General features: G+C 73.1%; 24 protein-coding genes. 15 read left to right on the plus strand and 9 right to left on the minus strand.

Annotated elements, in window-relative coordinates:
- Positions 1-7 precede the first annotated feature (7 nt).
- Positions 8-790 (minus strand): TVP38/TMEM64 family protein, encoded by a 783-nt coding sequence (locus tag M8J73_RS37400; RefSeq protein ID WP_055543317.1) that lies wholly within the window; start codon positions 788-790, stop codon positions 8-10.
- A 510-nt stretch (positions 791-1,300) separates the two neighbouring features.
- Here M8J73_RS37400 and tuf point away from each other — a divergent pair.
- Together tuf and M8J73_RS37410 are read left to right on the plus strand one after the other, a co-directional pair.
- Positions 1,301-2,470 (plus strand): elongation factor Tu, encoded by a 1,170-nt coding sequence (gene tuf, locus M8J73_RS37405; protein WP_249829617.1) that lies wholly within the window; start codon positions 1,301-1,303, stop codon positions 2,468-2,470.
- A 187-nt stretch (positions 2,471-2,657) separates the two neighbouring features.
- Positions 2,658-3,503 (plus strand): spermidine synthase, encoded by an 846-nt coding sequence (locus M8J73_RS37410; RefSeq protein WP_055541741.1) that lies wholly within the window; start codon positions 2,658-2,660, stop codon positions 3,501-3,503.
- Here the strand turns inward: M8J73_RS37410 and M8J73_RS37415 are convergent.
- The 3 genes from M8J73_RS37415 to M8J73_RS37425 form a co-directional block, all read right to left on the minus strand.
- On the minus strand, positions 3,465-4,712 hold the full coding sequence (locus M8J73_RS37415; protein ID WP_283947389.1) for an MFS transporter: 1,248 nt from the start codon (positions 4,710-4,712) through the stop codon (positions 3,465-3,467). The two genes, M8J73_RS37410 and M8J73_RS37415, sit on opposite strands and share 39 nt — an antisense overlap.
- Positions 4,713-4,906: 194 nt before the next feature.
- Entirely contained in the window at positions 4,907-5,971 is a 1,065-nt protein-coding gene (locus M8J73_RS37420; RefSeq protein WP_055541743.1) for a DUF8017 domain-containing protein, read from the minus strand.
- Positions 5,972-6,031: 60 nt separating this feature from the next.
- A complete protein-coding gene (locus M8J73_RS37425) occupies positions 6,032-7,033 on the minus strand; it encodes a DUF8017 domain-containing protein (protein ID WP_249829622.1) in 1,002 nt (333 codons plus the stop codon).
- A 185-nt stretch (positions 7,034-7,218) separates the two neighbouring features.
- On the opposite strand from M8J73_RS37425, the gene M8J73_RS37430 reads away from it, so the two are divergent.
- The 3 genes from M8J73_RS37430 (at position 7,219) to M8J73_RS37440 (ending at position 10,146) form a co-directional block, all read left to right on the plus strand.
- Positions 7,219-7,656, plus strand: a complete 438-nt coding sequence (locus M8J73_RS37430) for a DUF4442 domain-containing protein (protein ID WP_249829623.1) — start codon at positions 7,219-7,221, stop codon at positions 7,654-7,656.
- 158 nt (positions 7,657-7,814) lie between these two features.
- The gene (locus M8J73_RS37435) at positions 7,815-9,422 is read left to right on the plus strand and encodes a carboxylesterase/lipase family protein (RefSeq protein ID WP_249829618.1); all 1,608 of its coding nucleotides are present in this window, start codon (positions 7,815-7,817) and stop codon (positions 9,420-9,422) included.
- A gap of 73 nt (positions 9,423-9,495) precedes the next feature.
- On the plus strand, positions 9,496-10,146 hold the full coding sequence (locus M8J73_RS37440; protein ID WP_055543237.1) for a DedA family protein: 651 nt from the start codon (positions 9,496-9,498) through the stop codon (positions 10,144-10,146).
- A 117-nt stretch (positions 10,147-10,263) separates the two neighbouring features.
- Here M8J73_RS37440 and M8J73_RS37445 read toward each other — a convergent pair whose 3' ends face one another.
- Entirely contained in the window at positions 10,264-10,806 is a 543-nt protein-coding gene (locus M8J73_RS37445) for a gamma carbonic anhydrase family protein (RefSeq protein ID WP_055543238.1), read from the minus strand.
- A 124-nt stretch (positions 10,807-10,930) separates the two neighbouring features.
- Between M8J73_RS37445 and M8J73_RS37450 the strand changes: the two genes are divergently transcribed.
- Complete coding sequence (locus M8J73_RS37450) at positions 10,931-11,677, plus strand: acyltransferase (RefSeq protein ID WP_055543239.1); 747 nt, start codon at positions 10,931-10,933, stop codon at positions 11,675-11,677.
- A 156-nt stretch (positions 11,678-11,833) separates the two neighbouring features.
- Here M8J73_RS37450 and M8J73_RS37455 read toward each other — a convergent pair whose 3' ends face one another.
- Positions 11,834-12,691: an EamA family transporter gene (locus M8J73_RS37455; protein WP_055543240.1), complete on the minus strand. Its 858-nt coding sequence runs from the start codon at positions 12,689-12,691 to the stop codon at positions 11,834-11,836.
- Between the two features lie 93 nt (positions 12,692-12,784).
- On the opposite strand from M8J73_RS37455, the gene M8J73_RS37460 reads away from it, so the two are divergent.
- Positions 12,785-13,357 (plus strand): helix-turn-helix domain-containing protein, encoded by a 573-nt coding sequence (locus tag M8J73_RS37460; protein WP_055543241.1) that lies wholly within the window; start codon positions 12,785-12,787, stop codon positions 13,355-13,357.
- 43 nt (positions 13,358-13,400) lie between these two features.
- The gene (locus M8J73_RS37465) at positions 13,401-13,958 is read left to right on the plus strand and encodes a YbaK/EbsC family protein (protein ID WP_055543244.1); all 558 of its coding nucleotides are present in this window, start codon (positions 13,401-13,403) and stop codon (positions 13,956-13,958) included.
- 169 nt (positions 13,959-14,127) lie between these two features.
- On the opposite strand, the gene M8J73_RS37470 is transcribed toward M8J73_RS37465, so the two are convergent.
- On the minus strand, positions 14,128-14,688 hold the full coding sequence (locus M8J73_RS37470) for an NAD(P)H-dependent oxidoreductase (RefSeq protein ID WP_055543242.1): 561 nt from the start codon (positions 14,686-14,688) through the stop codon (positions 14,128-14,130).
- A 131-nt stretch (positions 14,689-14,819) separates the two neighbouring features.
- Here M8J73_RS37470 and M8J73_RS37475 point away from each other — a divergent pair, with 131 nt between their 5' ends.
- From M8J73_RS37475 to M8J73_RS37485, 3 genes are all read left to right on the plus strand, one after another.
- A complete protein-coding gene (locus M8J73_RS37475; RefSeq protein ID WP_249829619.1) occupies positions 14,820-15,476 on the plus strand; it encodes a TetR/AcrR family transcriptional regulator in 657 nt (218 codons plus the stop codon).
- A gap of 233 nt (positions 15,477-15,709) precedes the next feature.
- Positions 15,710-16,606, plus strand: coding sequence for an AAA family ATPase (locus tag M8J73_RS37480; RefSeq protein WP_055543426.1), 897 nt, complete (start codon positions 15,710-15,712; stop codon positions 16,604-16,606).
- The gene (locus M8J73_RS37485; RefSeq protein WP_249829620.1) at positions 16,603-18,174 is read left to right on the plus strand and encodes a VWA domain-containing protein; all 1,572 of its coding nucleotides are present in this window, start codon (positions 16,603-16,605) and stop codon (positions 18,172-18,174) included. The genes M8J73_RS37480 and M8J73_RS37485 overlap by 4 nt, the downstream gene beginning before the upstream one ends.
- Positions 18,175-18,219: 45 nt before the next feature.
- Here M8J73_RS37485 and M8J73_RS37490 read toward each other — a convergent pair whose 3' ends face one another.
- Positions 18,220-18,588 carry a VOC family protein gene (locus tag M8J73_RS37490; protein ID WP_055540864.1) on the minus strand — a complete coding sequence of 123 codons (369 nt, stop codon included), beginning with the start codon at positions 18,586-18,588 and terminating at the stop codon, positions 18,220-18,222.
- A 116-nt stretch (positions 18,589-18,704) separates the two neighbouring features.
- On the opposite strand from M8J73_RS37490, the gene M8J73_RS37495 reads away from it, so the two are divergent.
- The gene (locus tag M8J73_RS37495; RefSeq protein WP_055540863.1) at positions 18,705-19,643 is read left to right on the plus strand and encodes a universal stress protein; all 939 of its coding nucleotides are present in this window, start codon (positions 18,705-18,707) and stop codon (positions 19,641-19,643) included.
- 52 nt (positions 19,644-19,695) lie between these two features.
- Here the strand turns inward: M8J73_RS37495 and M8J73_RS37500 are convergent, their stop codons facing one another.
- Positions 19,696-20,103 (minus strand): CoA-binding protein, encoded by a 408-nt coding sequence (locus M8J73_RS37500; RefSeq protein ID WP_055540862.1) that lies wholly within the window; start codon positions 20,101-20,103, stop codon positions 19,696-19,698.
- Positions 20,104-20,361: 258 nt separating this feature from the next.
- Here M8J73_RS37500 and M8J73_RS37505 point away from each other — a divergent pair, with 258 nt between their 5' ends.
- The 3 genes from M8J73_RS37505 (at position 20,362) to M8J73_RS37515 (ending at position 22,293) form a co-directional block, all read left to right on the plus strand.
- Positions 20,362-21,048: a hypothetical protein gene (locus M8J73_RS37505; protein WP_206187956.1), complete on the plus strand. Its 687-nt coding sequence runs from the start codon at positions 20,362-20,364 to the stop codon at positions 21,046-21,048.
- The gene (locus tag M8J73_RS37510; RefSeq protein ID WP_055540861.1) at positions 21,045-21,587 is read left to right on the plus strand and encodes a SixA phosphatase family protein; all 543 of its coding nucleotides are present in this window, start codon (positions 21,045-21,047) and stop codon (positions 21,585-21,587) included. The genes M8J73_RS37505 and M8J73_RS37510 overlap by 4 nt, the downstream gene beginning before the upstream one ends.
- Before the next feature lie 79 nt (positions 21,588-21,666).
- On the plus strand, positions 21,667-22,293 hold the full coding sequence (locus tag M8J73_RS37515; protein ID WP_055515102.1) for a YigZ family protein: 627 nt from the start codon (positions 21,667-21,669) through the stop codon (positions 22,291-22,293).
- Positions 22,294-22,563: the final 270 nt, after the last annotated feature.

The following is a 22,563-nucleotide window of genomic DNA, read 5'->3' on the forward strand; positions in this document are numbered from 1 at the left end:
GGCGGTGTCAGCGGGCCCGCAGGTGGTGGCGCTTGCGCCAGGCCACGGCCGCGCCCAGCAGGGCCGGGAGCGCGATGCACGCCATCGCGAGCAGGAAGGCCGGGGACGTCGGGGCGGAGGCGCGGGCGCCCGCGACGGCGTAGGCGGCGGTGTTGGGGATGGAGCCGAGGGCGGTGGCCAGCAGGAACGGCAGATAGCCCATGCGGGAGACGGAGGCGCAGTAGTTCGCCGCCCAGAACGGCACCCCGGGGAAGAGACGGGCCGCCAGCATCGAACGGAACCCATGACGGCTGAGCTGGCCGTCCGCCGACTTCAGCCAGCGGTGCCTCAGCAGCGGCCGCAGCGCGTCCTGCCCGAGCATCCGGCCCAGAGCGAACGCGATGCCCGCCCCGAGGACGGTTCCCGCGAGAGCGGAGGCCAGACCCAGCTGCGAGCCGAAGAGAGCGCCCGCCGCGATGTTGAGGATCGGCCGGGGCACGAACGCCACCGTGCACAGCCCGTACGCCACCGCGAACACCACGGCCGCGGTGCCGCCGCTCAACTGGGGCGGCCAGCCGTCGGCCAGCAGCCGCTGCGGCTCGAACAGCAACACGGTCACCACGGCGCCGGCGAGCAGCGCCAGCAGCAGCGAGAACCGCGCCCACGGCGAGAGCAGCGCTCTGCCCCAGCGGGCGGCGCCGTTCGGCGAAACGGCGGGGACGGCTGCGGGTGCGGCGACGGCGAGCTCCGTGGCGGCGGCCCGGGGAAGGACCGAGGCGGTGCCCCCAGAGCGGGTGGTGGCATCGAGCATTCGTCGACGGTAACCGACCGATGTGCGCGTATGCCCCACGGAACGTCTCACCGCGGTCACAGGAACCGGAACGACAGCCCCCTCGGGCATCGGCCACCGGGCGCCCGGCCGGGGACCGTACACCGCGCGGCCTGCGCCTTCGGGAGCACGCGCACCGCCCGGCCCGCGTTCACTCGGCCCCCGACCTGTGAAGCATCTCTCTTCGGCCCGGTTCCCGAACTCGCCCGCCCGGAAAACCATTCGACGCGGGCCGACAGGTCGGCGAGGATCGACCCATGTTCCGGTACGCCTTCGTTCTCGCAGCGTCCGCGGTAGACGCGGATGCGCCGAAGGCTGCCCTTCTGATCGCCGTGGCCGCCGCAGACGGCGCCCGAAGCTGACCCTTCCCGGAGATTCCGGCGGACCCCGCAGGGGGAGGGTCGGCGCATTCTCGGGGTCCCCGTCCCGGCCACGCCCTCACGGCTCCGGGGCCATCACTCAGTACCGCTGAAGAGGCTTCGAGGTAGCGCCATGTCCAAGACCGCTTACGTCCGCACGAAACCGCACGTCAACATCGGCACGATGGGCCATGTCGACCACGGCAAGACCACCCTGACCGCCGCCATCACCAAGGTCCTCGCCGAGCGCGGGGCGGGCACGTTCGTGCCGTTCGACCGCATCGACCGCGCCCCCGAGGAGGCGGCGCGCGGCATCACCATCAACATCGCGCACGTCGAGTACGAGACCGACACCCGGCACTACGCGCACGTCGACATGCCCGGCCACGCCGACTACGTCAAGAACATGGTCACCGGCGCCGCGCAACTCGACGGGGCGATCCTCGTCGTCTCCGCGCTCGACGGGATCATGCCCCAGACCGCCGAGCACGTCCTGCTCGCCCGGCAGGTGGGCGTCAACCACATCGTGGTGGCGCTCAACAAGGCCGACGCGGGTGACGAGGAACTGACGGACCTCGTCGAGCTGGAGGTGCGCGAGTTGCTCACCGCGCACGGCTACGGCGGCGACTCCGTCCCCGTCGTACGGGTCTCCGGGCTCAGGGCCCTCGAAGGGGACCCACGCTGGACGGCGGCCGTCGAGGCGCTGCTGGACGCGGTGGACACCTATGTCCCGATGCCCGAGCGGTATCTGGACGCGCCGTTCCTGCTGTCCGTGGAGAACGTCCTGACGATCACCGGGCGGGGGACCGTCGTCACCGGCGCCGTCGAGCGGGGCACCATCCGGGTCGGCGACCGGGTCGAGGTGCTCGGCGCGGACGTCGAGACGGTCGTCACCGGTCTGGAGACCTTCGGCAAGCCCATGGCGGAGGCGCAGGCCGGGGACAACGTGGCGCTGCTGCTGCGCGGAGTGGCCCGGGACACCGTCCGGCGGGGACACGTGGTGGCCGCGCCGGGAAGCGTCGTGCCCAGCCGGCACTTCACCGCGCAGGTGTATGTGCTGTCGGCGAAGGAGGGGGGCCGTACGACGCCGGTGTCCAGCGGGTACCGGCCGCAGTTCTACATCCGCACCGCCGACGTGGTCGGTGACGTCGACCTCGGGGAGGCGGCCGTCGCCCGGCCGGGCGACCGGGTCACGATGAGCGTGGAGCTGGGACGGGAGGTTCCGTTGGAGCCCGGTCTCGGGTTCGCGATCCGTGAGGGCGGCCGCACGGTAGGTGCGGGGACCGTCACGGCCGTCCGCTAGTCGGGGGCAAGGAGGGTGGGGGACCGCGGGCCGTCGTGGCCGGTCACGCGGTCCCCCACACCGCTTTCCGGCCGGTCACACGGTCCCCCACACCCCGTTCCGGCCGGTCGCGCGGTGTGCCACGTCCCCTGTCCGGCAGCGCTCCGACGGTCCCTCGGTCGGCTCCGCGCCCGGCAGAATGGGCCCCGTGAACGAAGCCATACCCGTCTCCCGTGCCATCGACCGGGGCACCGCCAAGCTCATGCCCGACGTCGACCGGGAGCGGGCCTGGCTGCTGACGGTCGACGGGGCCCCGCAGTCGTACGTCGACCTGGACGAGCCCACGCACCTGGAGTTCGAGTACGCGCGGCGGCTCGGGCACGCCCTGGACACGGTGGCGGAGCCGGGGCGGCCGCTCGACGTGCTGCACCTCGGCGGGGGCGCGCTCACCCTGCCGCGCTACGTGGCCGCCACCCGCCCGGGGTCCCGGCAGGACGTCGTCGAGTACGACCGGGGGCTGCTGGACCTCGTCGTCGAGCAGTTGCCACTGCCGGCGGACGCCAGGATCACCCTGCACGGCGCCGACGCGAGGAAATGGCTCGAAGGCGCTCCCGCGGGCTCCGCCGACGTACTCGTCGCGGACGTCTTCGGCGGCTCACGCGTGCCCGCGCATCTGACGACCGAGGGATACGCGCGGGCCGCCGCACAGGTCCTGCGGGCGGACGGCGTCTACCTCGCGAACCTCGCCGACGCCGCGCCCTTCGCGTTCCTGCGGTCCCAACTGGCGACCCTGGGCACCGTGTTCGAGGAGTTGGTGCTGATCGCCGAACCCGGGGTGCTGCGCGGCCGGAGGTTCGGCAACGCCGTGCTGCTCGCCTCCCACCGGCCGCTCGACATCGGCGTCCTCGCCCGGCGCACCGCCGGTGACACCTTCCCCGCGCGGGTCGAGCACGGGGCGGCGCTGCGCGACTTCATCGGCGGTGCCGCGCCCGTCGGCGAGGAGGACGCGGTGCCGTCACCCGAGCCGCCCGACGGCGCCTTCGGCATCGGCTGAGCGGGGCTCGGCGTCCGGCTCGCCGAGGGCGACGGGCTTGGTGCCCCACCGGGTCAGGGTCCGCACGTCCCGGATGCACAGCACCGCCGCCGTGGCCGCGACGCACAGCCCGGCACAGCCCCACAGGGCCGCCGGACGGCCGAAGGCGCTCTCCGCGGGCCCCGCCAGCGCGGCGGCCAGCGGCACCATCGAGACCGAGCCGAACCAGTCGTACGCCGAGACGCGGGACAGCTTCTCCTCGGGGATCTCCTGGTGCAGCGCCGTCATCCAGGAGACGCCGAACACCTCGATCGACATCCCGCTGACGAACATCGACACGCACAGGACGGCGATCGGCGCGGGCACGGCGAGCGCCGCGGACGGCAGGGCGAACGGGAAGACGCACAGCACACCCACGAAGAGCAGCCGGCGCGGTTTCCAACGGGTCATCAGCAGCGCCCCGACGGCGTTGCCCGCCCCGAACAGTGCCAGCGCCACACCCCAGGGGCCCGCACCGCCCAGATGGTCACGGGCCACCTGGGGGCCGTAGACCGCGTCGGCGGCGACGATGACCGCGTTGACGAGGGAGAACTGCACGACGATCGCCCACAGCCAGGGCCGGCCGACGAACTCCCGCCAGCCGTCGCGGAGATCGGCGAGCATGCCGTGGCCCGGCTCGCGGTCCGGTATGTGGCTCACGTCGAGGAAGGCGCGCATGGCCCCGGCGATCGCGAACGCGGCCGCGTCGACGGCGAGCACCCAGCCGGGGCCGATCACCGCGACGAGCGCACCCCCGACGGCCGCGCCGGTCATGGTCGCGCCCTGCGAGGCGAACCGGAACAGGGCGAAGGCCCGCCCCGCCTGCTCGGCGGTGACCGAGGACAGCAGCATGCCCTCGGCCGCCGGGTTGAAGAACGCCTGCCCGGTGCCACCGAGGGCGGACAGCAGCATCATCTGCCACAGCCGCGCCTCCCCGGTGAGCACCAGCACCGCGAAGACGGCCTGGGACAGACAGTTGAGGGTGTTCGCGGCGACCATCACCCGGTGCCGGGGCAACCGGTCCGCGACCGCGCCGCCGATCAGCAGGAACAGCACCAGCGGCAGGGTGCGCGCCGCCGCGACCAGACCCACGTCCCCGCCGTCGCCGCCCGACTCCAGGACCGCGAAGGCGGCCGCGATGAGGGCGCCGTGGCTGCCCAGGTTGGTGACGACAGCGGCGGCCGTCAGCATCGTGTAGTTGCGGCCCGCCCAGGCGGGTCGGCGGCGGAAGGCGGCGGGAGTGGTCACCGGCCGACTATCGCCGCCCCCGGCAGTGCTTGCCAAACCGTTTCCGCATGGCGTAGGGCCAGATCAGGCCAGCGGCACGGGCTGGCGCGGCTGCCTCGGGGGCCGGCACCCGCCGGCCCCCGTACCCGGTGTCGCGCTCAGCCGCCCGTGGGCTCGCCGTACAGCCGTACCGTGCTGAGGATCTTCTTCACCGTCGCGTCCGGCACCTCGTCGTCGACGCCCTTCGCGCCGTGGAACGTCCAGGAGACGAAGTCGTCCTTGGAGTTCTTGAAGGCGAAGGTGGTCGCCTTGCCGTCGGTGTCGCACTTCCCCTTCTTGGGGACACCGGTCGAGGAGGTGGTCGCGACACTGCCCTCGAGGCCCGACGCCGTCGTGTACGGCTCCGGCTTGCCGACCTTCATCAGCTTCTTCGAGGAGTCCTTCTGGTCGGTGTACCCGCCGAACACCCACCACGCCGAGTCGTTGCGGGCGATGTCGTCGGTGTCCTTCGCGCCCTGCTGCCCCTTGGTGCCGACGGCGGCGAGGGACGTCTCCTCCTTGTAGCCGTCCTTGTTGGCGTCGGCGACGCACCACTTCTCCTTGAGGATGGCGGGCGCCGACATGCCGATGATGACGGAGGTGTCGTCCTTCGAGTTGTCGTCGAAGCCGATGAAGGTGCCGGGCGTCTTGACGTCCCAGTCCGGGGGCACGTCGAAGGCCGTGCCCCACTTCGGATTCACGACGACCTTCCAGCCCTCGACGGTCGGCTTCGCGCCGGCGTCCTCACCGCGCGGGTTGTCCTGGCTCTCCGAGGCGGTCGGCGTGGGCGAGACCGACGGCTTGGAGTCGTCCTTCGCCTCGACCTTGCCGTCCTCGTCACCGCCGAGGACCAGGAAACCGGTCACACCGGCGGCGACGACGACCGCCGTGGCCGCCACGATCGCGATGAGCTTGGTCCGGTTGCCGCCGCCTCCGCCCGGCGGTTCCGGCGCGCCCACCGGGGACGGGGCACCCCACTGGGGCTGCTGCCCGTACTGCGGTTGCTGACCCGTCGACTGGTAACCGGGCTGCTGGTACGGGTTCGGCTGCTGGTACCCGGGCTGCGGGTACGCCGGCTGTTGATGCCCCGTCTGTCCCGGCTGGCCGTACCCGGGTTGCTGGTACGGGTTCGGTTGCTGCGGGTTCTGCTCGCCCCCGGGCGGCTGCTGCTGTCCTGGCCACATGGCTCGTAACCATAGATGTGCCGGAGGCGGGGGTGCCACGGAGCCCCCGCCCCGCGGTCGTCAGCCACCCGTCGGTTCGCCGTACAGCCGGACCGTGCTCAGGATCTTCTCGATGGTGGCGTCCGGGAGTTCGTCGTCGACACCGGTGGCACCGAACAGGCTCCACGCCACATAGTCGCCCGCGGAGTTCTTGAACCCGAAGGTCACGGCCTTGCCGTCGCTGGCGCACTTGCCCTTCTGCGGTGTGTTCTTGGAGCGGGCCCAGGCGACACTGCCCTCCACCCCGGAGGCTGTCGTGTACGGCCGCGCCTTCTTGTCGACGGTGAGGCTCTTGCGGTCGGGCTGCGTGTAGCCGCCGTACACGTACCAGGGCACCTGGTTGAGGGCGACCTCGTCGGTGTCCTTGGCGCCGCTCGCGCCCTTGGTGCCCGCGCCGGCGAGCTCGGTGTGGTCCTCGCGGCCGTCCTTGTCGTCGTCCGAGGTGCACCACTCGGACTTGAGGAACGCCGGTGCCGACATGGTGATGAGGGGCGGGTCGCCGGCCTCGCCCTTGACGTCCTCGAAGCCGGTGATGGTGGTCGGCGACGCGACCTCCCAGTCCGCCGGGACGTCGAAGGCGGTGCCCCACTTGGGGTTGACGACGACCTTCCAGCCCTCGACGGTCGGCTTCGGACCGTCCGCGCCGCGGCCGTCGTCGGCCGAGGCGGAGGGGCTCGGGTCAGGGGAGGCGCTCGCCGAGGACTTCCCGCCCTTGCCGCCGCCCTTCGCCTCCTCGTCCTTGTCGCCGCCGAGGACCAGGAATCCGGTCACCCCGGCGGCGACGACCACGGCCGCGGCCGTCACGACGGCGATGAGCCTGGTCCGGTCACCGCTCTTGCCGGGCGGCTCCGGCGCGCCCGACGGCGCCGGGCCGCCCCACTGCTGCCCGTACGGTCCCTGCGCGGCCGACTGCTGATAGCCGGGCTGCTGATAGGGATTCGGCTGCTGGTACCCCGGCTGCTGGTACGGGTTCTGCTGCGGATTCTGCTCGCCCCCGGGCGGCTGCTGCTGTCCTGGCCACATGTCCGGCAACACTAGTGAGCCCATGCCACGGTTCCGTCACCGTGCACCCCCAGGCATGTACTGGTCAGGTGGAGAGTTCGTGAGGGATCGGGGCGCGGCCCGGTTCTGTTGCGCTGACCACACCGTGGCACCCCTGGTCAGAGGTTCCTACTCGTGGGTAACATCGCGGCATGAGCGCAGACCAGATGTCGATCGGCGAGATGCTCGCCGCCACGGTGCCGATGGCCAGGACGCTGAACCTGGAGTTCCTGGAGACCACGCCGGAGAAGGCCGTGGTGGCGCTCCCGGACCGGAGCGACTTCCACAACCACGTCGGCGGGCCGCACGCCGGTGCGATGTTCACGCTGGGCGAGTCGGCGAGCGGGGCGATCGTGCTCGCCGCCTTCGGCGACCAGCTCTCGCGTGCCGTGCCCCTCGCGGTCAGCGCCGAGATCGCGTACAAGAAGCTCGCCATGGGTGAGGTCACGGCCACCGCCACCCTCGGTCGTCCCGCCGTCGAGGTCGTCGCCGAGCTCGACGCAGGTGAGCGCCCCGAGTTCCCCGTCTCCGTCGCCATCCGGCGCGCGGACGGCGCCGTCACCGGCGAGATGACCGTCATCTGGACCCTGCGCCCCAACGGCTGACCCGGTCCCCTCACGTCACCCTCGCCGTCCGCCGCCCCGGCCGACCGGCGAGGGCTCCTTCGCGCGACTCATTGACACGAGTCACTGGCGGCCCTAGGTTCCCCGCCGACACGCGCACCCGTGGTCCACCACGACGCCTGCACGAAGGAGTGAGGCTCATGCACGACACCGTGTCCCGGAGTTCCGCCCGCTTATGGCGGCTGGCGGTGGGAGCGACCGCCCTCGCCGCCACCGTCCTGACACCCGCCCCGGCCCAGGCCGCGCCCCCCTCGGAACCGGCCGTCGTCCGCACCGACGCCGGCTGGGTACGCGGGCAGACCACGGCCGAGGGGCGGCAGTTCCTCGGCATCCCCTACGCCCGGCAGCCCGTCGGTGACCTCCGCTGGACCGAGCCCCGGCCGGTGTCCCCCTGGCAGGGGGTGCGCGAGGCCGGCGCGTTCGCCAACAGATGCACGCAGACAGCCAGTTGGGACCCCGGCTACGAGCGGCCCAGCCACACCGAGGACTGCCTGGCCCTCAACGTGTACACACCGCAGGGCACCACGCGCCGTCCGGTCATGGTCTGGTTGCACGGCGGCGGCCTCACCGCCGGCGCCGGCGAGGACGTCGTACCGGACGCCTTCGCACGGCGTACCGGCACGGTCGTCGTGACCGTCAACTACCGCCTCGGCGCCATGGGCTTCCTCGCCACCGAAGACCTCGACAAGGAGGCGAGCGACGGCGTCTCCGGCAACTTCGGCATGCTCGACCAGCAGGCCGCGCTGCGCTGGGTACGGGCCAACATCGGCCGCTTCGGCGGCGATCCGGGCCGCGTCACCATCGCGGGCGAGTCCGCGGGCGGCCGCTCCGTCTGCACCCAGCTGGCCTCACCCACCTCCCGGGGTCTGTTCCGCGCCGGCATCGTGCAGAGCGGCGCGTACGGCGACTGCTCGGCGCGCACGCACGAGTCGGCGGTCGACCAGGGCAGGACCTTCATGACACGACTCGGCTGCGCGGACACGGCGTGCCTGCGCGGGAAGACCGCCGCCGAGATCCTCGCCGCCCAGGCCGGCCTGAACTGGGGGCCCGTCACCGGCGGCGCCTTCCTGCCCGTCCAGCCCTTCGAGGCGTTCCGGAAGGGGGCGGCCGCCCGGGTGCCCGTCCTCAACGGCGCCAACCAGGACGAGGGCCACCTGTTCGCCTTCGGCCGTTTCGACGCGGCCGGGACCCCGCTCACCGCGGAGCGGTACCCGACGGTCATGCGGGCCGCCTACGGCGACCGCGTCCTCGCCCGCTACCCGCTCACGGACCACCCCTCGCCGACCATCGCGTACGGCACCGCCCAGGGCGACCAGGGCTTCGCCTGCCCCGCGCTGCGACTGAACGAGGTCCTCGCCGGGCGCGGACCCGTGTACGCGTACGAGTTCGCCGACCGGACCTCCCCGCCCTTCGCCTCACTGCGCAACCTGGGCACCGACTTCGACTTCGGCGCGACCCATGTCAACGAGGTGCAGTACCTCTTCCGGCACTTCGGTCTGGACAGCCCGCTGGACGCCGGGCAGCAGGCCCTGGCGCGCCAGATGACCGACTACTGGGGCTCCTTCATCCGCGACGGGGTGCCGAGGGCCGCCGGTCAGCCCGCAGTCCCGGCCGGAGGCGACCGGGTGCTGACCCTCAGGACCGCCGCGCAGGGCGGAAACGGGCTCAGCCGGACCGTGCACGGGGAGCACGCGTGCGACCTGTGGGACAACCTGCCGGGCTCCGCCGCCGTCCCAGTAAGCAGGTAGGCTGCCCCGGCGCGCGCTCCACCATGAGCGCGTGCCGCGGGCCCGAGAACCGGACGCATGGGAGGAAGCGGCTTTGCACGTCCAGGAGTGGCTCGAAACGGTGCCACCGCTCAGCATCTATCTGCTGGTGGGGCTGGTCATCGGTCTGGAGAGCCTGGGCATCCCCCTGCCGGGTGAGATCATCCTGGTCTCCTCCGCGCTGCTCGCGTCCCAGCACGGCGAGATCAACCCGGTCGTCCTCGGCGCCTGCGCCACGGCCGGCGCGATCATCGGTGACTCGATCGGCTACGCCATCGGCCGCAAGGGCGGGCGTCCGCTGCTGGCCAAGCTCGGCCGGAGATTCCCCAAGCACTTCAGCGAGAGCAATATCGCGGTCGCCGAGCGGTCCTTCGACCGCTGGGGCATGTGGGCGGTCTTCTTCGGCCGCTTCATCGCCCTGCTGCGGATCTTCGCCGGCCCCCTCGCCGGTGTCCTGCAGATGCCGTACTGGCGCTTCCTCACCGCCAACGTCCTCGGCGGCATCCTCTGGGCCGGCGGCACCACCGCCGTCATCTACTACGTCGGCGTGGTGGCCGAGGCGTGGCTCAAGCGCTTCTCGTGGCTGGGCCTGGTGCTGGCCGTGCTGATCGGTGTGGCGTCGATGCTGGTGGTCAAGCGCAAGGCGAAGAAGGCGGCGGAGAAGGCCGAGGCCGGCGAGACGGAACTGGTCCCCGCCGCGGACTGAGACCCCCCGCGCCCGAGGAAGCACGAGGGAGCAGGGGCAGAGCACGGGCAGATACGAGGGCTGTGCCGACAGGGCAGGGGCCGCGCCGCCTACCGGTGGCGCGGCCCTTCCGCCGTCTCAGGCGCCGTACTCCTCCTGCGCGGCCCGGTGGGCCTGCGCCAGCTCGGTGTAGTGCGTGCCGTTCAAGGTGACGCCCTCGCGCTCCTCCTCGGTGAGGGGGCGCTTGACCTTCGCCGGCACCCCCGCGACCAGCGAACCGGGCGGCACCCGCATCCCCTGCGGCACCAGCGCCTGCGCCGCGACGAGGGAGCCCGCTCCGATCACCGCGCCGTTCAGCACGGTGGCGCCCATCCCGATCAGGCAGTCGTCCTCGATGGTCGCGCCGTGCACGACGGCGTTGTGCCCGATCGAGACGCGCTCGCCGATCGAGACCGGGAAACCGGGGTCGACATGGAGCGTGCAGTTGTCCTGCACATTGCTCCCGGCCCCCACCACGATCGGCTCGAACTCGGCCCGCAGCACCGCGCCGTACCAGACGCTGGACCCGGGGCTCAGCGTCACGTCGCCGATCACCGTCGACGTGGGGGAGACGAACGCGGCGTCCTCCACGTCCGGCTTCTTGCCGCCGAACACCGTGATCAGGGCCCGCTGCCGATTCATTGCCGCCTCCTGGTGATGGATCAGTCTCCCTCCGCACCGTAAGCCATGGGCACGGCGTCGCGTGGGGTGAAGATCACAGTCGAACGACACGGTCCGGAAGCCGACCGGTGAGTACGGTGAGCGGGTGCCCAGAAGCAGGAACACGTTCTCGTCATGGCGGCGTCGCGCGGTGCAGCGCGCCGTCCACGCGGGCTGGGAGTGGGTACAGCGCACGGGGGCGGTGACGGCCGAGCACCCCGGCCGCTTCCGGTTCGGCGCGATGGGAACCGGTACCAGACTGGCCTTCCCGCTGGGCACGGTCTTCGGGGAGCCGTGGATCCATCTGGGCTCCCACTGCATCATCGGCGAACAGGTCACGCTGACCGCCGGGCTGATGCCCGACCTCGACCTCGGCGCGGAGCCCATCCTGCGCATCGGCGACGGCGTCGTCCTCGGCCGGGGCAGCCATGTCATCGCCGACACCAGCGTGACCATCGGCAGCGACTGCTACTTCGGGCCGTATGTGTACGTGACGTCCACGAACCACTCGTACGACGACCCGCACGAGCCGATCGGCAAGCAGTGGCCGCGGATGGACCCGGTGTCCATCGGGCCCGGCTGCTGGATCGGCACCGGCGCGGTGATCCTGCCGGGGGCGCGGATCGGGCGCAACGTGGTGGTGGCCGCCGGAGCGGTCGTCCGGGGCGAGGTTCCGGACCGCTCGGTGGTGGCCGGGGCGCCCGCGAAGGTCGTACGGCGGTGGGACCCGGTGGAGGGCTGGCAGCCGCCGATCCGGACGCCCGCGCCCGTGCCGATTCCTGACGGGGTCACGCCGGAGCAGTTGCTGGCGTTGGCCGAGTGGGAGGCGGAAGGGGCCGGGGAGTCCGCCTGAGCGGAAAGGGCGGGGGAGTCGCCTCGGCGCTCGGTCCGTTCGGGTGCGTCGGCGGCTGCGGGTTCGTGGTGGCTGGTCGCGCAGTTCCCCGCGCCCCTTGGGCGGCGGTGGGGTCTTCCGGTGGCGGAGTGCTCAGCCCGTTGCCGGCAGGGGTGCTCAGCCTGTGGCCAGGAGGAGGGTGCCTGCCAGGGCCAGGCCCGCGCCGGCCGCCTGGATGGGGCGCAGGCGTTCGCCGAGCATGAAGCGGGCGGCCAGGGCGGTGATCACGGGGTACAGCGAGGCGAGGACGGCGGCGACGGTCACCGGGCCGTGCTGGGCGGCCAGGGAGTACGTCCCGTTGGCGGCCACGTCCGCGAGGCCGACGAAGGCGAACGCCGGGAGCGAGCCGTACGGGAAGCCTTCGGGCGGCAGGGCCGGGGTGCCGCGCCGCACCGACACGTAGAGGGCGGCGCCGCCCGCGGCGACGTTGGTGACGCGCTGGACGAACAGGGCCAGGAACAGGCCGGTGAGCGTCGTCGACGCCTCCGAGATCAGGGCCATCACCGCGCCGAAGCCGAAGGCGGCGACCAGGGTGAGGAGGATGGCCTGGCGCTGGACGGGGGCGCCCTTGATCTGCGGACCGCCCGCGAGCACGACTCCGACGATCGCCACCAGGATGCCGGCGATCTGCGGCAGGCCGGGGCGCTCGCCGAGGAAGAGCCCGATGCCCACCGGGACGGCCACGCTCAGCGAGCCGAGCGGGGAGACGACGCCCATGGGGCCGAGGGCGAGCGCCTTGTAGAAGGCGAGCATGGCGACGGGGCCCACCACGCCGGCGGCCACGGCGAACCACAGCCGGGGGCCGGCCTCGCTCCAGCCGCCGGTCGCGACGACGATCGCGCCGAGCACGCCGGCCGCGACCGTCTGGGAGACGACGACCACCGTGAGCGGCGGGACGCGCCTGCTCAGCAGCCCGCCGCCGAAGTCGGCCAGGCCCCACAGCAGGCTGGTGGCCAGGGCGAAGAGTGCGGTCATGCGGCGGCCTCGCAGTACAGTTCGGTGAACGAAGGGTGCACTCCACCGTAGTTCATTGCAGTGAACTCTGCCATTCAAAATATTGGACGGAATGTGTCGGACCTCGACCTGCTGACCCAGTCCCTGGCGCGGAACGTCAAACGCTGGCGCACGGAACGCGGCTTCACCCTGGACGCCCTCGCCGCCCGTGCCGGAGTCAGCCGCGGCATGCTCATCCAGATCGAGCAGGCCCGTACCAACCCCAGCATCGGCACCGTCGTCAAGATCGGCGACGCCCTCGGTATCAGCATCACCACCCTGCTCGACTACGAGCAGGGCCCGAAGGTCCGGGTCGTCCCGGCCGAGCAGGTGGTCCGGCTGTGGCACACCGACGCGGGCAGCTACAGCAGGCTCCTCGCGGGTACGGAGGCGCCCGGTCCGTTGGAGATGTGGGACTGGCGGCTGATGCCGGGCGAGAGCAGCGGATCGGATCCGCACCCGGCCGGCACCGTCGAGATCGCGCATGTCACCGCCGGCGAACTGACGCTCACCGTCGAGGGCGCGGAGTACCGCGTCCCGGCCGGCGCCAGCGTCACCTTCGAGGCCAACGCCACGCACCGGTACGCCAACGAGGGTGACGTCCCGACCGAGATGGTGCTGACGGTCTCGGTGCCGCCCGTCCACTGAGACGTCGACCTCCCCTCACCGGCGCTTTGTTAGCGTGCCGCTCATGCGCGCACCCATCGGAGACTTCGACCACGCCACGCCCGCCCCCGCATGCCTCGACCGGCTCGTCGGGCCGGTCGCCGACGCCGTACGCCACTGGGGCGGCGCCGTGCCCGCCGAACAGATCCTGTACGTGGAGACGGACCCGCGGTGGGCCGACACGGCCGTGTTCGTCGAGCACTACGGGCGGGATCTGCTGGAGCGGTCCGCGAACTGCGTGGTCGTCGCGGGCAAGCGGGGCGGCGAGTCGAGCCTCGCGGCCTGCGTGGTGCTCTCCACGACCCGGGTCGACGTCAACGGCGTGGTCCGGCGGCAGTTGGGCGCCCGCAAGGCGTCCTTCGCGCCGATGGACACGGCCACCGGGGAGACGGGCATGGAGTACGGCGGCATCACGCCCGTCGGGCTGCCGGCAGGGTGGCCGGTCCTGGTCGACTCCGCCGTGGTCGACCTGCCCTACGTCCTGGTCGGCAGCGGCCGACGGCGCGGCAAGCTGCTGGTACCGGGCAAGGCGTTCGCCGAACTGCCCGACGCGGTCGTCCTGGAGGGGCTGGGCATCGCCTGAGGGGTGCCGCGGTCGCCCGGGGAGGGCTGGGCATCGTCCGACGGGCGCCGCGGACTCCGGGGGCGCCGTCTGGCCGGCGCGGATCCGGCGACCGGCGCGGGGCGGGAACGGCGGCGCCGGGCCCCGGGCCTCGCGGCCCGGAACCCGGCGACGTGCGGTCGTGCGCGACTCAGGCGGCCGCGGTGCCCGTGTTGGCGGTCAGCTGCTCGATGACGGCGGTGAGGCCGGTGACGACCTCGGCGTCGTCGGCCGGGTGGGTCTCGGCGAAGCGGACGACCGAGCCGGGGATGGAGAGCTTGGCGTCCTCCAGGACCGTGGCGCCGGCGATGCCGACGGCCTTGCGGGTCTCGTCCTGCGCCCACACGCCGCCGAACTGGCCGAAGGCAGTGCCGACCACGGCGACCGGCTTGCCCGTGAAGGAGCCGGCGCCGTACGGGCGGGACAGCCAGTCGATGGCGTTCTTCAGGACGGCCGGGATGGTGCCGTTGTACTCGGGGGAGAAGAGCAGGAAGCCGTCGGCCTGGCCGGCCGCCTCGCGCAGCCGGGCGGCGGTGGCCGGGAGGGCGGCCTCGTTGTCGATGTCCTCGTTGTAGAACGGAACGTCGGCCAGGCCCTCGTACAGCTCGATCTCGACGCCCTCGGGGGCGTGCTTCACGGCAGCCTCGGCGAGCTGACGGTTGTGCGAACCGGCGCGAAGGCTGCCGACGAGCGCGAGGATGCGTACGGACATGAGCTGACTCCTAGCAGGGGCGGAAAGCTGAAGGACAGGGATCCGGGATAAACGGACCGGGGTCCGTTCAAATTTGTAGCAGCTATCCGGACCGCGGTCCACTTCTCTGTGGTGAGCGTTACGCTCTTTTCATGAACGAGCCGCTGCCGCCCTTGGTCAGGCCCTCGGAGGGTGACTCCCTCGACGGACTGATCGACTTCGTTCCGCCCGTCGGTGACCAGCCGAGACTGCGGGCGGACGCCGCACGCAACCGCGCCCGCCTGCTGGAGGTCGCCGCCCGTCTGGCCGGGGAGTGCGGGGCGGGCAACCTGACGATGGAGGCCGTGGCGACCGAGGCGCAGGTCGGCAAGGGCACCGTCTTCCGGCGCTTCGGTGACCGCACAGGACTGCTGGTGGCCCTCCTCGACCACCACGAGCGGGAGCTCCAGGCCGCGTTCCTGACCGGGCCGCCGCCCCTCGGCCCGGACGCGCCGCCCGCCGAGCGGCTCCGCGCGTTCGGCGCGGCCGTCCTGCGGCACGAGTACGCCCATCGCGACCTCTACCTCGCCGCCGGCGCCGACGCCTCCCGCCGGTTCAGCGGCCCCGCCAACCAGCTGCGGCTCGGCCACCTGTGCATGCTGCTGCGCCGAGCCGAGGTCACCGGTGACGTGGAGCTGATGGCGCAGACCATGCTCGGTTACCTGGACATCCACCTGGTCGACCACCTGGTCGGCCGACGAGGGATGTCGCTGGAGCGGCTGGAGCGGGGGTGGGGGGACCTGGTGGAACGGTTCGTCAAGGCGGCCTGAGGCTGCCTGAGGCGGACGGCAGGCCTGAGGCGGGCGGCGGGCCTGAGGCGGGCGGTGGGCCGTGGAGGGCGTGCGCGGTCGGGGCGGGTGCGCCCCGGCGGGCGGTCGCCGTCGTGACCTCGCGCACCCTTCGTCGGCGGGATCCCGTACCCCTGTGCAGGCAAAGCGACCGCTTGGTAGCTTGAGGACGGTGTCGGTCGGCGGCACCGCGTACGTGCGAGGGGGAGTGGCAGATGGCCGACTCGAACGGGTCCCGACCCGAGGGCGCGGGGACGGGGTTCTTCTCCTCCGTGGACGACGTCCTCGCACAGCTCGCCGAGGCCGGCTACCTGGCTTCCACGGCCGTCGCCACCACGGTCTTCCTGGCCGACCGGCTGGGCAAGCCGCTGCTCGTGGAGGGCCCCGCGGGCGTCGGCAAGACCGAGCTGGCCAAGGCCGTCGCCCGGGTCGGCGCGGCCCGCCTGGTCCGGCTCCAGTGCTACGAGGGCATCGACGAGTCCCGCGCCCTGTACGAGTGGAACCACGCCAAGCAACTGCTGCGCATCAGCGCCGGACGCGACGAGGCCTGGGACGACACCCGCAACGACATCTTCAGCGACGAGTTCCTGCTCACCCGGCCCCTGCTGACCGCCATCCGGGGCGACGAGCCGACCGTGCTCCTCATCGACGAGACCGACAAGGCCGACGTCGAGGTGGAGGGGCTGCTCCTCGAAGTGCTCAGCGACTTCCAGGTCACCGTGCCCGAACTGGGCACCATCGCCGCCACCCGGCGCCCCTTCACGGTCCTCACCTCCAACGCCACCCGCGAACTCTCCGAGGCCCTGCGGCGCCGCTGTCTCTTCCTGCACCTGGACTTCCCCGACGCCGAGTTGGAGCAGCGGATCGTCCGGCTCAAGGTGCCCGGCCTGGACGCCGTGCTCGCCGACTCCCTGGTCCGCGTCGTCGGCGCGCTTCGGGAGATGGACCTGCGCAAGGCGCCCTCGGTGGCCGAGACCATCGACTGGGCCCGCACCCTCCTGGCGCTGGGCGCCGACACCTTGGACGAGACCGTCGTCCGGGACAGCCTGGGCGTAATCCTCAAGCACCGGGACGACATCGAGAAAGCCACGCGGAAGCTGACCCTGGTATGACCGCCGTGGACGGCGCCGGGTCCGCCTCCGACACGGCCTCCCCGGGCACGGCTGCCCCCGATACGGCCCCCTCGGGCGAAGCCACCTCCGGTGCGCCGCTCGCCGAGCGGCTCACGGGGTTCGTACGGGCGTTGCGCGGCCACGGCATCCGGATCGGGCCCGGCGAGACCGTGGACGCGGCTGCCGTTGTGGAGGTGCTGGGCCTCGCCGACCGGGAGCGGATCCGCGAGGGCCTGGCGGCGGCGCTGCTCCGCGCCGACCGTCAGCGGGCCGTGTTCGACGCGGCCTTCGAGCTGTACTTCCCGCTCGGCGTGGGCGAGTTGACGGGCGCGTGGGAGGCTCCGGCCGCGGACCGGGACGAGTTGCGCGCACGGATCGCCGCCGCGCTCGCCGCCGGTGACGTCGCCGCGCTCAACCGGCTCGCCGGTGAGGCGGTCGAACTGCTCGGCCGGTACGGCACGTCGTCCCAGTCGGACGGCTGGTCGGCCCACCAGACGCTGGACCGCCTGCGGCCCCAGACGTTGCTCGCCGGAATCCTCGCGGCGCAGCGGGCCGGCGGAGGGGGTGGCGGCGGCAGTGGTTCCGGCTTCGGACCGGGGAACGGTGCCGGGGGCGGGTTCGGCGCCGGCGCCTGTGGTACGGGCGGCGCTGGAGCCGGGCCGGGCTCGGGCGGCCCGGGTTCCGGCGGGTTCACCGACCGGCTGGACGCGGACGAGATCCGGCGCCGTATCGAGGACTTCCGCGAACGGGTCCGTACCGAGGCGCGGCGGCGGGTCGCCGAACGGCGGGGCGCGGCGCTGATCGCCCAGAGGGGCATCGCCCGCAGCGCCGACCAGGTCGACTTCCTCATCGCCAACCGCGAACAACTCGTCGAACTCCGCCGCACCGTGCAGCCGTTGGCCCGCAAACTGGCGACCCGTCTCGCCGCGCGGCGGCGCAGGGCGGCGCGCGGCAAGATCGACATCCGGCGCACACTGCGCCGCTCGCTGTCCACCGGGGGAGTACCGCTGCGCCCGGCCTACCGGCGGCACCGGCCCGCCCGCCCGGAGATCGTGCTGCTGTGCGACGTGTCCGGGTCGGTCGCCGGGTTCGCGAACTTCACGATGCTGCTGGTGCAGGCGATGCGGGACCAGTTCAGCAAGGTGCGGGTCTTCGCCTTCGTCAACAAGGTCGACGAGGTCACCCACCTCGTCACCACCGGTGAGGCCGATCCGGCGGAACTCGGCCGCCGGATCGCCGAGGAGGCGACGATCAGCGGCTGGCACGGCAGCAGCGACTACGGGACCGCACTCGGGGAGTTCGCCGAGCGGCACCTCGACGCCGTGGGGCCGCGCACCTCGGTGATCGTCCTCGGTGACGCCCGCACCAACGGGTTCGACCCCAACGTGGCCGCCCTGCGCCGCGTCGCCGCCCGGGCCCGCCGCGTCCACTGGCTCAACCCCGAGTCACCCGAGCTGTGGTCCACGGGCGACTCCGCCGCGCACGTCTACGCCGAGGTCGTCGAGATGCACGCCTGCCGCAACGCGCGGCGCCTCGGGGAACTGGTGACGCGGCTGCTGCCGGTGTGAGGCGGTGCCGATGGCCTCAGGCCTGGGGCCGACACCGGCCTCAGGTCAACCTCGACCCGTATCGATCACGCAGAAGCGATTGCCCTCCGTGTCCTCCAGGACGATGAAGTCGGAGTCGTCCTCGTAGAGTTCCCAGTCGACGCGGCGCGCGCCGAGGCCGACCAGCCGTTCGACCTCCGCCGCCTGGTCCGCCGAGTTCCCGGCGTAGAGGTCCAGATGTACACGGGGCCGCTGCTGTACCGGCGTCTCGCTCAGCCCGAGCGACAGCTGCGGCCGGCCGCCGTCGGGGTGCACGAGTACCACCCAGTCGTCCTCCGGCTCCTCACGCGGCACGTAACCCAGCGCCTGCGTCCAGAACGCGGCGGCCCGCCGGACGTCGGAGGCCCCCATCACCACGGATCCGATGCTCAGCATGAACCGATTCTCACGGCCTTGGGCCGCCTCTCAGGGGATCCGGGCCGCCGCGCCGCTGCGTTTCCGCCGCCTTGCCGCGATCCTGGAGACAGGCCTCGACGTCAGGAGATGCGCCCATGCCCCGCACCGTCACCGTGGGCTTCGACGGTTCCCCGGAGAGCCGCGCCGCCGTCGAGTGGGCGGCCCGCGAGGCCCGGCTCCGTGCCCTGCCCCTGCTCCTGGTCAACGTCTGGGAACCGGTGCCCCAGCCGATGGGACGGTCCCCGATGCTCGGTCCGTCCGCCCAGCAGGGCTGGGCCGAGCACGGGGTGACGTCGGCGGGCCCCGGGGCGCGGCGGATCCTGCGCGACGCCGCAGACGAGGTCCGGCGGCGCCATCCGGACGTCGAGGTGGGCCTGGAGCAGCTGACGGGCCGGGCGACGGAGGAACTGCTGAAGGCGGCCGTGGACGCCGAGCTGCTGGTCCTCGGCTCGCACGGGCGGAGCGGCGTCGCGGGCCTCCTCGTCGGCTCCGTCGGACTGCACGTCGCCGCGCACACGGAGCGTCCCGTCGTCCTCGTCCGGGCCGGCGAGTCGGCCGACGACGAGCACGCTTCGGATCCGTCAGGGGCCGCGTCCGCCGGGACGCCGTTCCGGCCCGTCGTCCTCGGCCTGGACACCGCGCACCCGGACGAGACGCTGCTCCGGTTCGCCTTCGAGGCCGCCGCCCTGCGGAACACCGGGCTGCGCGTCGTCCACGACCCGGGCCACCGGTCCCCGGCCGGGCGCGGACCTCACGAGGGCGCCGCGCCGGACACGGCGCCCGGCCCCGAGGACGTCCTCGGGTCGGTCGGCGCACCGCACGCCCTGCGGCAGGAGTTCCCGGACGTCGAGGTCGTCGAGGAGTCACCCCCGGGCAAGGCGGCGGGCCACCTCGTCGCGGTGTCGCGGGAGGCGTCGTTGGTCGTCGTCGGCCGCCGGGCACGCCATTCCCCGCTCGGCGCCCACCTCGGGCCGGTCACCCACGCGGTGCTGCACCACGCGGCGGCCCCGGTGGCGGTCATCGCCCACGGCTGAGCAGAGTGCGGAACCCCGCGCCGCCGTGGAACGTGAGCCGCCGTGCCGACCGTCAGCCCAGCCGGGGAATCTCGATCGCCGGGCAGCGGTCCATGACCATGTCGAGCCCGGAGGCGCGGGTGCGGTCGTAGGCCTCCTCGTCGACGACGCCCAGCTGGAACCAGACGGCCCGGGCACCGATCCGGACGGCCTCGTCGGCCACCGGACCGGCGAGGTCGCTGTTGACGAAGACGTCGACGACGTCCACCGGGAAGGGGATGTCCGCGAGCGAGGCGTACCCCTGCTCGCCGTGGACCGTCTCGGCCTTGGGGTGGACCGGGACGACCCGCTTGCCGTAGCGCTGGAGGACCTCGGCGACACCGTACGCGGCGCGGCCGCGGTTGGTGGACAGGCCCACGACGGCCCAGGTGTCGCCGAGTTCCGTCAGAATCTTGCGGATCGTGGCGGCGTCGCCGTCCATGTCCTGTCTCCTCATCGTCCGTACGAGAGCGCCCGGTGCGGGCTGCCTGCGCCAACAGCGCGGCGGGTCCGGTGATTCCCGCGCCCACCCGAGCGGCGCCGCCGGGTGACCGGCGACCGTTGACCGGCGACTGGCGACCGGCGACCGGCGACCGGCGACCGGACGACCGCGGAGCGGGCCGGGCCGTCGCCCCGGTCGGCCGCACGGAATGACGTGGTGCGCACTGCGTTCCGCAGCTCGCGCGCCTACGCTCACCTCGTGCTGCGTATCACCGACGCCCGGACCGGCGAGCCCGTCGACGTCCGCAGAGCGCTCACCAGGGTCCACGTCCACGCGCCGAGCGACGACACGACGGGGCTGCGCGTGCTGCTGGTCGCCGATGTCCTCGCGCGGGCCCTGGACATGGGCGGTGTCCCCGTCCTGCTGGTCGCCGACCCGCCCGCCACGCTGCGCGCACGCGCCGACGACCTGGGCATCCGGCCTACGGAGGCCGCCGGGGCGGGCGGCGGGCGGCAGGTGCTGGAGGTGGCCGGCACCGGGGAGACGGCCGGCGACGGCGTCGGCGTCGAGGTCGCCCCGGTCACCGGGCGAGAGGCACCGGCCGCGTCCGGTACCGCCCTGCGGCTCGCCCTGCTCCGCCTGCCCCGCCGCAGCCCCGTCGCGCTCGACGCCCTCGCCCTGGCCGAGGCGGACGAGACCCTCGACGCGTGGCGCAGGGCGGTGGCAGGCTGGGCCACCCGCCCGTCGAGGCCCATCCCCGAGGACGTGCGGCAGGCCCTGCGCACCGCCTGGGAGGACGACCTGGACGTGCCCTCCGTGCTCGCCGTCCTGCGGGCCGTGGAACGGGCCGACGACGTGCCGGACGGGGCGCGGTTCGAGACGTTCGCCTACGCGGACCGGCTCCTCGGGCTGGAGCTGACCCGGCAGATCGGAGCACCGGCATGAACGGACGGGGAGCGGGACCGCTGCGCAGACTCGTCGTCCTGCGGCACGCCAAGTCGGCCTGGCCAGTGGGCGTACCCGACCACGAACGCCCCTTGGCGGCGCGCGGCCGCCGCGACGCCCCCGCCGCCGGGCGGGCCCTCGCCGAAGCGGACTGCCTGCCCGACCTCGCCCTGTGCTCCACGGCCGTCCGGGCCACCCAGACCTGGGAGGCGGTTGCCGCGCAGTGGGGGACGCCGCCGCCCGTACGCCTCGACCCGCGCGTGTACGCGGCCGATGCGGCGGAGCTGCTGGACGTGGTGCACGAGGTCCCCGACGGGGTCAGGACCCTGCTGCTGGTGGGGCACAACCCGGGCCTGGAGGAACTGGTGCTGGACCTGGCCGGTGACGCCCTCGACGACGCCCTGGAGACCGTCCGCACCAAGTTCCCGACCTCCGCCGTCGCCGTCCTCGCCTGGCACGGCGAAACCTGGTCCGCCCTGGCCCCGGGCACAGCCCTCCTGACGGACCTGATCGTCGCCCGCGGCGGGAAGAAGGACTGACGGCAGCCCCTGCCCCGTTGTGGGCGCCGGCGCGCACGCCCGGCGCGGACGTGTACCGGGCTGCGCATAGGCTGGCCCGATGCAGGACGAGTACCGCACCGTCGCCCGCGCCGGCGTGCACGAGACCGAGGTCAACCGCTCACGATTCCTGTGCGCCGTCGCCCCGGCCGCCACCGAGCGGGAGGCCCAGGAGTTCATCGCGGCCGTCCGCAAGGAGCACGCCGACGCCACACACAACTGCTACGCGTACGTCATCGGCGCCGACGCCGCCGTGCAGAAGGCGAGCGACGACGGTGAGCCCGGCGGCACCGCCGGCGTCCCCATGCTGCAGATGTTGATGCGGCGTGACATGCGCTACGTCGTCACCGTCGTCACCCGGTACTACGGCGGCGTCAAACTGGGCGCCGGCGGTCTCATCAGGGCGTACGGCGGCGCCGTCGGCGAGGCGCTGGACGCGCTCGGCACCCTCACCCGCCGGCGCTTCCGCCTCGCGACGGTCACCGTCGACCACCAGCGCGCGGGCAAGGTGCAGAACGACCTGCGGGCCACCGGACGCGAGGTGCGCGACGTCCGCTACGGGGAGGCCGTCACCATCGAGATCGGGCTCCCCGACGCCGACGTGCCCGCGTTCCGCGCCTGGCTCGCCGACACCACCGCGGGCACGGCCGGCTTCGAACTCGGCGGGGAGGCGTACGGCGACGCGTGACGGGCGTGCCGACCGGCGAATGACCAGTGACCGCCGTGGGAATTGCTCCCATTTTCCCCAAATGGTCGGCTTTCGCGGCGAAAAGTCGACGCGTCTCCACGAACCGGTGACTGTGCCGGACCGTGCAGGACCAGGTGCCGACAGGTATTAGCGTGGTCGGTGCGCCCGGCGTGGCACGGGTCGATCGCCGCGGGGCCGGGTGGGTCCAGGGAGGGATGAGGGGAAACATGCGGGTCGGAGTGGCGTCTTGAGGATTCTGCACACCTCCGA

Origin of the sequence: Streptomyces neyagawaensis (genome assembly GCF_023516595.1) — a bacterium.
Lineage (GTDB): Bacteria > Actinomycetota > Actinomycetes > Streptomycetales > Streptomycetaceae > Streptomyces > Streptomyces neyagawaensis.